At 74.1% G+C, this 10528-nt stretch carries 11 protein-coding genes; 1 reads left to right on the top strand and 10 read right to left on the bottom strand.

All coding sequences use genetic code 11. The features are described 5' to 3' along the window. From AB3X52_RS19120 to AB3X52_RS19075, 10 genes are all read right to left on the bottom strand, one after another. Positions 1 to 518: FAD-dependent oxidoreductase (locus tag AB3X52_RS19120; RefSeq protein ID WP_367995701.1), on the bottom strand; the 518-nt coding region annotated here is incomplete at its 3' end. Further along, positions 515 to 2215 (bottom strand): dihydroxy-acid dehydratase domain-containing protein, encoded by a 1701-nt coding sequence (locus AB3X52_RS19115; RefSeq protein WP_367995700.1) that lies wholly within the window; start codon positions 2213 to 2215, stop codon positions 515 to 517. The genes AB3X52_RS19115 and AB3X52_RS19120, both read right to left, overlap by 4 nt. 180 nt (positions 2216 to 2395) lie before the next feature. Beyond that, a complete protein-coding gene (locus AB3X52_RS19110) occupies positions 2396 to 3199 on the bottom strand; it encodes an IclR family transcriptional regulator (RefSeq protein WP_367995699.1) in 804 nt (267 codons plus the stop codon). 61 nt (positions 3200 to 3260) lie between these two features. After that, a complete protein-coding gene (locus tag AB3X52_RS19105) occupies positions 3261 to 3488 on the bottom strand; it encodes a ferredoxin (RefSeq protein WP_367995698.1) in 228 nt (75 codons plus the stop codon). Beyond that, positions 3485 to 4750: an NADH-ubiquinone oxidoreductase-F iron-sulfur binding region domain-containing protein gene (locus AB3X52_RS19100; RefSeq protein ID WP_367995697.1), complete on the bottom strand. Its 1266-nt coding sequence runs from the start codon at positions 4748 to 4750 to the stop codon at positions 3485 to 3487. The genes AB3X52_RS19105 and AB3X52_RS19100 overlap by 4 nt, the downstream gene beginning before the upstream one ends. After that, a complete protein-coding gene (locus tag AB3X52_RS19095; RefSeq protein WP_367995696.1) occupies positions 4747 to 5334 on the bottom strand; it encodes a ferric reductase in 588 nt (195 codons plus the stop codon). Before AB3X52_RS19095 ends, AB3X52_RS19100 begins: the two co-directional genes overlap by 4 nt. After that, a complete protein-coding gene (locus AB3X52_RS19090; RefSeq protein WP_367995695.1) occupies positions 5334 to 6296 on the bottom strand; it encodes an FAD:protein FMN transferase in 963 nt (320 codons plus the stop codon). Before AB3X52_RS19090 ends, AB3X52_RS19095 begins: the two co-directional genes overlap by 1 nt. After that, the gene (locus AB3X52_RS19085; protein WP_367995694.1) at positions 6293 to 6613 is read right to left on the bottom strand and encodes a hypothetical protein; all 321 of its coding nucleotides are present in this window, start codon (positions 6611 to 6613) and stop codon (positions 6293 to 6295) included. The genes AB3X52_RS19090 and AB3X52_RS19085 overlap by 4 nt, the downstream gene beginning before the upstream one ends. A gap of 57 nt (positions 6614 to 6670) precedes the next feature. Continuing rightward, on the bottom strand, positions 6671 to 8035 hold the full coding sequence (locus AB3X52_RS19080) for a sensor histidine kinase (RefSeq protein ID WP_367995693.1): 1365 nt from the start codon (positions 8033 to 8035) through the stop codon (positions 6671 to 6673). Beyond that, a complete protein-coding gene (locus tag AB3X52_RS19075; RefSeq protein WP_367995692.1) occupies positions 8032 to 8724 on the bottom strand; it encodes a response regulator transcription factor in 693 nt (230 codons plus the stop codon). Before AB3X52_RS19075 ends, AB3X52_RS19080 begins: the two co-directional genes overlap by 4 nt. Before the next feature lie 196 nt (positions 8725 to 8920). Between AB3X52_RS19075 and AB3X52_RS19070 the strand changes: the two genes are divergently transcribed. Beyond that, a partial coding sequence (locus AB3X52_RS19070; RefSeq protein WP_367995691.1) for an SDR family oxidoreductase occupies positions 8921 to 10528 on the top strand: 1608 nt, incomplete at its 3' end.

Here is a 10528-nt window from a genome sequence, read left to right as displayed (position 1 = left end):
CCCGACTTCGACTCCACGACGACGGCGTCGATCGTGCGGCCGGCCGGGTCCGCCGGATCCCCCGGGTCGCGCAGCACGAGGCCGACCGCCATGGTGTGGAAGAGCAGCTCCCCGCCGCCGGAGAGGACGAGCTCGTCGGCGGCGATCTTGTAGGCCGAGATGTCGAACGCCTGCGCCTGGATCCGGTCCGCGACGGAGAGGTGGGGCTCGCTGAGGCCGTCCAGCGCCTCGAGCCGGTCCATCAGCTCGTCGGTGTAGCCGCGGATGACCCGCTGGTGCACGCCGTGGACGTTGGCGTGCAGGCCACAGAACGTCGAGAGGCCGCCCATGGTCCCGGCGCCGCCGAGGAACCCGTAGCGCTCGACCAGGAGGGTCGACCGGCCGGCCCTGGATGCGGCGGTCGCGGCCATCAGGCCGGCGGGCCCGCCGCCGATCACGACGACGTCGTACTCGCCGATCACCGGGACCCGGGTCGCGGGCAGCGTGATGGTGTCCGAGAATCGAGTGGGGTGACTCATCGGGTCACCTCCTGTCTGGGGAGGCCGGGAGCTCGGCTGCAGAGGACGGCACCGCACGCGAGCGGTCGTACGACGGCGCGGTACTGGTCCAGCAGGCCATGCGTGTCCACGTCCGACCGCGGCTCGAACGGCGTCCGGCCGGCGAGGACGTCCGGCTCCACGAGCAGGTCGACCGTGCCGGTCGCCAGGTCGATGTCGATGAGGTCGCCGTCCTCGACGAGGCCGAGCGGCCCCCCGGTGGCGGCCTCGGGGGAGACCTCGCCGATGACGATGCCGTGGTTGACCAGTCCACTGGTCTGCCCGTCGGTGATGACCGCGACGCTCTCACCGAGGTCGCGGGCGTCGAGGGCGAAGACGAAGGCGGAGATCATGCCCATCGCAGGGCCGCCGACGAGGCCGATGCCGCGGATGATCGCGACGTCGCCGGGCTTGATCTTCCCGTCGGCGATCGCCTCGACGCCCTCCTCGCGGGAGTGGAAGACCCGGGCCGGTCCCCGGAAGGTCCGTGGCCCGGGGTCGGGGATGGGCCGCTTCGCGACCGCACCCTCGCCGGCGAGGGAGCCGCGCAGGACGACGATCGCGGGCGTCGTCGACGCCGGCTCGTCGAGCGTGCGGACGATCGTGCCGTCGGCCCGCGGGGCGTCGGCGAGGCGCTCCGCGAGCGTGACGCCCTCCACCGTGAGCTGGTCGCCGTCGAGCAGCGGGAGGAGCTCGCGGAGCACAGTCGCCGCGCCGCCGGCGTCCTCGAGGTCCTCGGTCAGGTACGGGCCGTTGGGGCGGATCGAGCAGAGCGTCGGCGTCTCGCGGCCGAGCGTGCGGTAGGTCTCCCACACGTCCACCTCGACGCCGCTCTCCTCGGCGACCGCCTGGAGGTGCTTGATCGTGTTGACCGAGCCACCGACCGCAAGCATCAGGCGCGCCGCGTTCGTGATCGAGCCCGCGGTGATGATCTGCCGGGGCCTGATGTCCTGCTCGATCATCCCGGCGAGGGCGCGGGCGGCGCGCCGTACGCCGTCCCACATCCGGTCGCTGTTGGCGCGCACCGGCGCGGAGCCGGCGACCGCCATCCCCATCGCCTCGGCGCACATGTGCATCGAGTTGGCGGTGGCGAGGCCGGCGCAGACCCCCGGGCCACGGATGGCGGTGTCCGCGAGGTCGATCAGGGCGGGGTCGATCGCGCCGCCCACGGACTGCTTGGCGGCCTCGAAGAAGATCTCCTCGACGTCGCCGCCGTCGCCGTCGGCGAGCCCGCTGTGCTGGTAGCCGCACGGCACGACCACCGTCGGGATGTTCAGCCGACCGGCGGCCATCAGGTGGCCAGGGGTGGTCTTGTCGCATGAGCTCAGGCAGATCATCGCGTCGAGCTGGGCGCCCTCGACCATCGTCTCGATGTCGTTGGCGATGAGGTCGCGACTCGGCAGGATGTAGCGCCCCCCGCGGCCGGCGCTGGTGATGAAGTCGGAGGGCGCCGCCGTACGGACCTCGAAGGGGAGCAGCCCGAGCCCGCGCAGCTCCTCCTTGAGGACGGCGACGATGGGGTCGAGGTGGGCGAAGCAGGCGGCGAGGTCGTTCGAGGTGTTGACGATCGCGACCTTCGGCCGGTCGAGGTCGTCCGGGCTGATCCCGAGGGACACCCATTGCGCGCGCCTCGTCACCGCCAGCGCGCTCGTGCTCGGGAAGTTGCTCCGCAGCTCCATCGACTCCTCCTCCGGCCCCGGATCCGGGGAGCGTCGGGCGACGCCCCCCTCCGTGGCGGTGACGTTGCCACCGGGCCGAAGGGGCTCACAGGCACGTTTCCGGCGGCTGGAAGCAGCCCCGCGGCGTGCCGAGGAGGAGTCCCACCCAGTGGGAGGGGCGTGAGGCCACGGGGCCGGGGCTCAGCCCAGACCCTGCTCCCACGCGGTGCGCTGGACGGCGCGGGCGGTGTTGCGGATGACATGGCCGTACGGCGTCTCCGCCGTCCCCGCCGGGACGATGATCGACAGCGCGCCGAGCGGTCGGCCGCGGCGGTCGAGCACGGGCGCACCGATGGAGATGCGCGGGGCCGTGCGGCGGGTGTTGACGGCGTACCCCTCGGCGCGGATGCGGGCCAGCTCGCGCCGGAGTGCCGCCGAGGTGGGGTTCGTCGAGCCGCGCTGGTCCAACCCGTGCAGGTAGTGCTCCTGAAAGGCGGGGGTCGTGAACGCCAGGATCGCCGTGCCGACCGCCACCTCGTGGAGCGGGTCACGCTGACCGATCCGCGGGCGCTCCGCGCCTCCGCCGCGGGGGCGCAGGCTCTCGACGACAGTCACCTCCTCACGCTGCTGGATGCCGAGATGGATCGGCAGCCCGGTCGTCGCATAGAGGTCCTGCATGAAGGGCAGGGCGACCCGCTGGACGCCGTACGTCTTCGGCGTGAGGAGCCCGAAGCGCCACACCGCGATCCCGATCGAGATGTCGTTGTCGCGGTCGCGCTCGAGCATGCCGAGCTCGACCATCTCGGCGACCATCCGGTGCGTGGTGGAGAGCGGGAGCCCGGCGCGACGGCTGAGCTGGGAGAGCGTGAGCGTCGTGTGCTCGTAGTCGAACGCGGACAGCAGCTGGTGCACCCGGCCGAGCGACGACCGCCGCGGACGGGGCACGTCGCCCTCCGCGGCGGTCTCCACGTCGTCGACGTCAGCAGCAGGGGTGATGGCGGTCACACTGCGATCGTGCCTCGCGGGGGCGGCCGGACACGGACGCCCTTCCATTCAACGGAAGGGTTCAGGACGGTTCGAGGCGGAGCGCGAGCCGGGGACAGATCGACGCGGCGCGCCGCGCATGGGGCAGCTGGTGCTCTCCCACCGGCCGGTCGTCGACCACGGGGAAGCCCCAGTCGTCGAAGCCGATCCGCTCCGGCCAGATCCGAGCGCAGAGCCCGTGCCCGTCGCAGAGCGTCCAGTCGACCTCGAGGCGGTGCTCGCGGTCGCGGTGCGCGGGCGCGGCGCTCATCGTGCGCTCCCGGGCAGCGGAAGGACGCCGAGCACGGGTCGGCCGCAGCCGCCGCTCGTCGTGTGGTCGCCGATCTCCTCGGGGAACATCGCGAGCGCGCTCGCGAGGAAGCGGACGGCGCCGTCCGGGTGGCCGCACGCGCCGCGCCCGCTCACCAGGCCCAGCCGCCGGTGAAGCCCCGGGAGGTCGACCGGGGCGCCGACCTGGAGTCGGGCGATGTCGTCGGCCAGCGAAGCCAGCCCGAAGACGCAGGGGCCGCACTGCCCGGCGGACTCCTGGGCCAGCCATCTCGCGACCCGGGCCACCTCGCCGAGGGGACAGGTGGTCTCCGGGAGTACGACGACCACGCCGGCGCCCCACGCCAGCCCGCTCGCCCGCAGCGCCGGTCGGTCGAGCAGCAGCCCGCGGGCACGGGTCCACGTCCCGTGGTAGCCGCCCAGCAGCACCGGCCGATCGCCCGTGGCGCCGGTCAGCAGGTCGAGCGGAGTGCCATGGGCGACCTCGGCGACCCCGGCGCGGGGGACGTCCCCGAACACGGTGACGAGGCTCGTCCCAGGCTCCGTGCCCGTCCCGATGGCGGCGTACGCGCTGGGACCGAGCAGGGCGAGCAGACCGAGCTGGGCGAACGTCTCCACGTTGCCGGCGAACGTCGGTCGACCCTCGAGACCACGGTCGCTGGGGAGCGTGCGGCGACCGTTCGGGACCGCCGGCCGTCCGTCCAGTCCGTTGACCACGGCCTGGACCTCGCCGGCGACGAAGCCGGCCGGCGTCACGACGATCCGGACCGCCGTCGCGTCGCCGCGCTCGCCGCAGGCCGTGGTCAGCGCCTGCGCCGCCTCCTGGTCGTGGACCGCGACCGTGACCCGGGACGTGCCGAGCGCTGCCGCGGCGACGAGGGCGCCGTCGAGGACGCGGTGCGGCACGCGCCGCATGAGTAGCCGGTCCTTGTGGCTGGTCGGCTCGCTCTCGCTGCCGTTGACGAGCACGTGCGTCGCCGGACCGGGGCGCACCGCCGCCAGCTTCGTCGCCACGGGGAACGCGGCGCCGCCGCGGCCGAGCAGCCCGACGGTGCGAGCGGCCTCGCACAACCACGCCTGCGTGCGGTGGACGAGCGGCCCGGCCAGGGCCCGGTGCTCGAGGTGGTCGACCGCACGGCCGCTCGACGCACCGGCGAGGAGACGGGCGGCGCCGAGGGGGAGGATCGGCGGCTCGGCGACGGCTGAAGCGCGGGGAGCGCTCGCAGTGGTGGGGAGAACGGTCATCGATGGGCTCCTGTGAGTCGCAGGTGGCCGCGCGGGTCGCGGTCGCGGCGGAGTCGTTCGCCGAAGATCCGGGTGAGGAAGGCGGCGAAGACGGCGAGGCCGCTCGCGGCATACACCGCGGCGCCCCACCAGGCATGGGTGTCGGTCCCGGAGAACAGGCCGTGGGCCATCGACAGCAGCCAGCCGGCGTACGCCGCCGTGTGGACGGCGCGCCAGCACCGTGCGGCGCGGGCGCTCGCTGCCAGACGGCCACGCAGCGCACCGGAGAGGGCGGCCGCGACGACGGCGTAGACACCGAGGACGCCGACCGCCGTCGCGACCGGGCGGAAGCCCGAGCCGAAGGGAAGGATCGCCGCGGAGACCGAGACGTCGACGTAGCTGTCCACGACGGCGCACACGATGTGGAGGACGAGCGCGACCAGGCCGATGACGGCGCACGAGCGGTGGACGAGCTGGCGGAGCAGCCGTCGGTCGAGCGCGACCGGATCCGTCCCGCCGACCGTCGCGAGGGCGCCGAGCGCCGTGCTCGCGGTGAGCGCGATCAGGGAGACGAGACCGAACGCGCGCATGAGATACCAGAGCATCACGAGGCCTTCACCTCCTCCGCGGGCCAACCGCCGAGGAGCCGAGCGCGTCCCGCGCGGTCCACGAGCCGGGCCGCGAGTCCGCGCGCGGCGATGTGCGCGGTGGCCGCGGCGCCGTCCACGAGCGCCCAGGTGCTCGCCACGTTGGCCGCGAGCGCGCTGGGCGCCCACACGGTCGCGGTGCGCCACGCGCCCGCTGCCGGCAGGCCGGTCCGTGGGTCGACGATGTGGTGTCGCACCGCGTCGTCGGGGCCCACCCAGCGCCGCCCCACGATGGAGGAGGTCGCGAGACCACCGTCGGACAGACCCACGCGTACGGCGTCGGCCCCCTCGGTCTCGGCGACGTCGATGCGCCACGGGCGGGTCGCCGGGCCGGCGGTCGCCATATCGCCGCCCAACCCGACGAGGACCGCGCCGCCGAGCCGCCGGTGGATCCGTCGGGCCGCCTCGTCGGCGGCCCACGCCTTCGCCGTGGCGCCGAGATCGAGCCGGACGCCCGCCGGCACGCCGACGCGCAGGAGGGTCCGGTCGAGACGCACGGAGCGCCAGCGCCCGGTCGGGGCGGAGGCGGCGGGTGCAGGCCCGATCGCGGTCGGTCCGACCGCGATCGGCCCGCTCGCCGCTCGGGTGGCGGCGACGGTGATGTCGGCGTCGTACCCCAGGTCGATGAGGGCCGTGCCGACGGTCGGGTCGACGGCGCCGGCGGTCAGCCGGGCCGCGCGGACGGCGGTCTCCACGAGGTGGAAGGTCAGCGGCCGGACGACGACGAGCCGCCCCGACCGGTCGTTGACCCGCTCCAGGTCGGAGTCGGGGCGGAACCTGCTGACCGCGTGCTCGACGTCGGCCATCAGGTCGCGTACGACGCCCACGGCCGCCTCGAGCCGCCGGCGGTCCGAGACGGTGACCGTGACGGCGCAGGACCAGTCGCGCCAGCTCGTGGTCGCCGCGTCGTGCCCGCTCATGAGGCGTGGCTCGATCCGTCGCTGCTGCCGGGCGCGCCACCGGAGAGACCCGACGAGCCGCCACTGTCCGACGAGCCGCCACCGTCCGGGGAGACGCCGTCGTACGACGAGCCCGGCCCGTCCTCGGAGGGCGACTGGTAGGACGGAGCCTGCTGCACCGCCGGGTCGCCGCCCGAGGACCCGTCGCCGGAGGTGCTGTCGCCGGAGGTGCTGGCGTGCGCCGCGGCGGCGAAGCCGCCGGTGGCGAGGACCGCGGCGCCCACGGCGCCGTACAGATAGCGGCGGGAGCGGGTGAGGAGGCGCTGTCTCGGGTTCATGCTGCGAGCATGCGTCCGCGCTGCTCAGACGGCCCTTTGGCCGTTGTTAAGTCCTGCTCAAGACTTCCCGTGAGGAGGCTGTGCGACGGGTGCGGGAAGGGTCAGCCGGACTCCGTTGCCGAGCGAGCCGTGGCCGCTGACCAGGTCGAGCCTCCCGCCCGTGCTCTCGGCGAACGAGCGGGCGATGTCGAGGCCGAGCCCGGTCGAGCCGCGGTCGCTGCGGCCCCGGGAGAGCGCGCTCGGCGGGATTCCGGGCCCGTCGTCGAGGACCTCGACGACGGGGTGGCCACCGTCGTCGCGGACCACGACCGCGAAGGCGGTGCCTTCGGGCGTGTGGGCGACCACGTTCTCGATCAGCGCGTCCAGGGCGGTCGCGAGGTCCTCGGCGGCGGCCCGCACCGGCACCTCGCCGTCGGGCACCGTGAGCGTCACCGTCCTGCCCTGGTCCTCGGCCAGCGGTGCCCAGAACGCGACTCGCTCGCGAGCGACCGCCGCGGCGTCGCAGCGCGGGTGCACGCCTTCGCGCTGCGGGCGGCGGGCGGCACGGATGACCTGGGTGAGCGTCCGCTCGAGCGCCGCCACTTGCGCCTCGAGCTCGTGACGGCGCTCGCCCTCCGGGAGCGACTCGACGGTGAGGCGTACGGCGGTCAGCGGGGTCCTGAGCCGGTGGGAGAGGTCGGCCGTGGTCTCGCGCTCCTGGGCGAGCAGCTCGTCGATGCGGTCGGCCAGGGCGTTGAGCTCGACGGCGACCCGCGCGACCTCGGTCGGCCCCTCGACAGGGGCGCGAGCGAGAAGATCACCGGCGCTGAGGCGTACGGCGGTCTGCGCCGTGAGCTCGAGCGGCCGCGCCAGTCGGCGGGAGGTGATCTCCGCGGCGCCGGCGGCCAGGAGCAGGAGGACGGCGCCCGCGCCCACCACGGCCAGGTCACGATGGACGACCGTCGACCTGACCGAGTCGTCGGTGGCGAGCGCGTAGACCTCGGCGACGCCCTGGGTGCTGCGGCAGTCCACGCGCACGAGTCGCCCGTCGTCGACGTCGATGACCTGCGCCGTCGAGACCTGGCCGAGGTCGTCGTGGTCGCGGTCGTCGGCGCGCGGCGTCGCACCGCGGTGATGGTCGCGGCCTGCCGCGAGCACGCCGTCGGGAAGCGAGGCGCCGAGCAGGTCGCCGTCGCCCATCGCGACGGTGACGCGGGCGGGCCCGCGCGCGTTGAGGCGGGCGAGGTACTGCGACAGCACGCTGTCGTCGTACCGCCCCGTGGAGACGTAGTCGGCGGTGCTCTGCGCGGCGTCGCGCGCGTCGCTCTCGGCGCTGTCGTACGCCGCCTGGCGCAGCAGCAGCGCGATCGGCACGGCTGCCAGCACGATGACGAGCGCGGCGACGCCGGTCGCGAGCAGCAGGATGCGCGCCCGCAGGCTCATCCGCGCCCCGTCGGGTCGACGAGCTTCACGCCCACCCCGCGCACGCTGACGAGGTAGCGCGGCTCCGCGGCCGTCTCCCCGAGCTTGCGGCGAAGCCAGGAGAGGTGGACGTCGACGGTCCGGTCGGCGCCGCCCCAGGGCAGCTGCCACACCTCGGCGAGCAGCCGACGCTTGGAGACGACCTCGCCTGGGCGCTGCATCAGCGCCTGGAGCAGGTCGAACTCCTTGCGGGTCAGCTCGATCTCTCGATCGGCCAGCCGGACCGTGCGACCGACCGGGTCGAGCCGCAGGTCGCCGACGACCAGCGCCGGATCGGCGGCCGCGGGCGTCTGCGTGCGTCGCAGGACGGCCCGGATCCGAGCGTCCATCTGGGCCGCGGAGAACGGCTTGACGAGGTAGTCATCCGCACCGGCGTCGAGCAGCCGGACGATCTCGCGCTCGTCGTCGCGTGCGGTCGCGACGATGACCGGCGCGGAGTCGAGGACCCGGCTCATCGCGAGGACATTGCTCCCGTCGATGTCCGGGAGGCCGAGGTCGAGCAGGATCACGTCGGGCCGGTGGGCCGAGAGCGACGCGATCGCCTCGGCTCCGGTCGTCACGGACGCGACGACGTGGCCCAGGTCGGAGAGGCCACGGGTGAGTGCCGTACGGATGGCGCTGTCGTCCTCGACGAGGAGTACCTGGGCCATGGGAGGAAGGCTAGCGGGGCGCGCCTGTGTCCCCGATCTGCTTGACGCGGGCTTAACGCGGCGTTGGCCTCCGGCTGACCTACGACGGGCCGAGAGCCCGTGATGGGGCGGCGTACGACGGTCGCCGGATCGCCCGCGGGCCCGCCGGGCGTGCCCCGGCGGACAGCGGCGGGGCGGACAGTGCAGAATCACGTGGGTGACCGAGGACCGAGCCGACGCAACCATCCGGGAGCGCCTGGCGGGGCAGCACGTCCTGCTGACCGGTGTGACCGGCTTCGTGGGGGAGGCGCTGCTCCACCTGCTGCTGACCGAGGTGCCCGACGTACGCCTGAGCGTGCTGGTGCGACCCAAGGGGTCGACCAGCGGGACCACGCGCACCGAGAAGCTGCTCGCCAAGCCGATCTTCGCCGAGGCGGTCGAGGCCGCCGGCGGCGTCGAGGCGCTGATGGCCGCCCGGGTGGGCGTGGTCGACGGCGACCTCTCCGACCCGCCGCCGCTGCCGCGCGACCTCGACGCCGTGGTGCACTGCGCCGGTGACGTCTCCTTCGACCCGCCGGTCGACGACGCGTTCGCGACCAACGTCGTGGGCGTCCGCGCGCTCCTCGACCGCGTCCGGGAGGCAAACCCGGACGCGCACTACCTCCACGTCTCGACCGCCTACGTCTCGGGCCGTCGGCGCGGCCACATCCCCGAGGGCCGGCTCGACCACACCGTCGACGTCGAGGCCGAGCTGGCCTGGGGCGTCAGCCAGCGCGCGGACGTCGAGGCGCGCTCGCGCAGCGTGGAGGTGCTCGCCAAGGAGCGCCGCAAGGCGGAGCGGGAGCATGGTCGCGCCGGGCTGCTGACCGCCGCGGCCGCGACCGAGGAGGCGCGCAAGCGCTGGGTCAAGGACGAGCTGGTCAGGATCGGCACCGAGCGGGCGCGCAGCCTGGGCTGGACCGACTGCTACACCTTCACCAAGGCGCTCGGCGAGCGCGTGGTGGAGGCCTACGCCGCCGAGGGCCACCCCGTCACGATCTACCGGCCGAGCATCATCGAGTCCGCGCTCCAGCGGCCCTACCCAGGCTGGATCGAGGGCTTCAAGATGGCCGAGCCGCTGATCCTGGCCTACGGCCGCGGTGAGCTGCCGGTCTTCCCGGCCAACCCCGACACCGCGATCGACATCGTGCCGATCGACCACGTCGTGGCGTCCATCGTCGCCTGCCTCGCGCACACCCCCGAGCCGGGCGAGCCGGCGTACTTCCATCTCTCCTCCGGCAACCGCAACCCGATCACGTTCGGGATGCTCGCCGACTACATCCGGGACTACTTCGCCGAGCACCCGTTCTCCTTCGGCGACCGGGGTGCGGTGAAGCTTCCGGAGCGGGTCTTCCCGGGCGCGGCCGCCGTCGAGCGGATGATGTCGACCGGCGAGCGCGCCCACCGCGCGGCCGAGTGGGTCCTCGCCCGGGCTCCGCGTGGCGATCGCACCCGCGCCGCGGCCCGCAAGCTCGACCTGCAGGGCCGGCGGCTGCGGTTCCTGCGGCGCTACCTCGACCTCTACAAGGAGTACGCCCAGGCGGACATGCGGTTCGTCGACCGCAACACGCTCGCGCTCTACCGCTCGCTCTCGCCCGAGGACCAGGCGACGTTCGCCTTCGACACGTCGGTCATCGACTGGTACGAGTACATCCACGACATCCACACGCCGGCCGTCACCAAGCCGGTCCGTGACCTCGACGAGCTGCGCAAGCTGCGAGCGAAGCGGTCCTCGGTGGGGCAGCTGAAGAGGCTCACACCCACCGAGGAGCCCGTGGCGGAGCCG

This window comes from Nocardioides eburneus, from assembly GCF_040838215.1.
Classification (GTDB): domain Bacteria; phylum Actinomycetota; class Actinomycetes; order Propionibacteriales; family Nocardioidaceae; genus Nocardioides; species Nocardioides eburneus.
Note: the sequence above shows the minus strand (reverse complement) of the source record. Positions and strands in the feature narration are given on the sequence as shown.

What these genes read in the sequence shown, in the direction of transcription:
- AB3X52_RS19115 (WP_367995700.1), bottom strand. Translation starts at nt 2,215, where the DNA reads ATGGAGCTGCGGAGCAACTTCCCGAGCACGAGCGCGCTGGCGGTGACG.
- AB3X52_RS19105 (WP_367995698.1), bottom strand. Translation starts at nt 3,488, where the DNA reads ATGAGCGCCGCGCCCGCGCACCGCGACCGCGAGCACCGCCTCGAGGTC.
- AB3X52_RS19100 (WP_367995697.1), bottom strand. Translation starts at nt 4,750, where the DNA reads ATGACCGTTCTCCCCACCACTGCGAGCGCTCCCCGCGCTTCAGCCGTC.
- AB3X52_RS19095 (WP_367995696.1), bottom strand. Translation starts at nt 5,334, where the DNA reads ATGCTCTGGTATCTCATGCGCGCGTTCGGTCTCGTCTCCCTGATCGCG.
- AB3X52_RS19090 (WP_367995695.1), bottom strand. Translation starts at nt 6,296, where the DNA reads ATGAGCGGGCACGACGCGGCGACCACGAGCTGGCGCGACTGGTCCTGC.
- AB3X52_RS19085 (WP_367995694.1), bottom strand. Translation starts at nt 6,613, where the DNA reads ATGAACCCGAGACAGCGCCTCCTCACCCGCTCCCGCCGCTATCTGTAC.
- AB3X52_RS19080 (WP_367995693.1), bottom strand. Translation starts at nt 8,035, where the DNA reads ATGAGCCTGCGGGCGCGCATCCTGCTGCTCGCGACCGGCGTCGCCGCG.
- AB3X52_RS19075 (WP_367995692.1), bottom strand. Translation starts at nt 8,724, where the DNA reads ATGGCCCAGGTACTCCTCGTCGAGGACGACAGCGCCATCCGTACGGCA.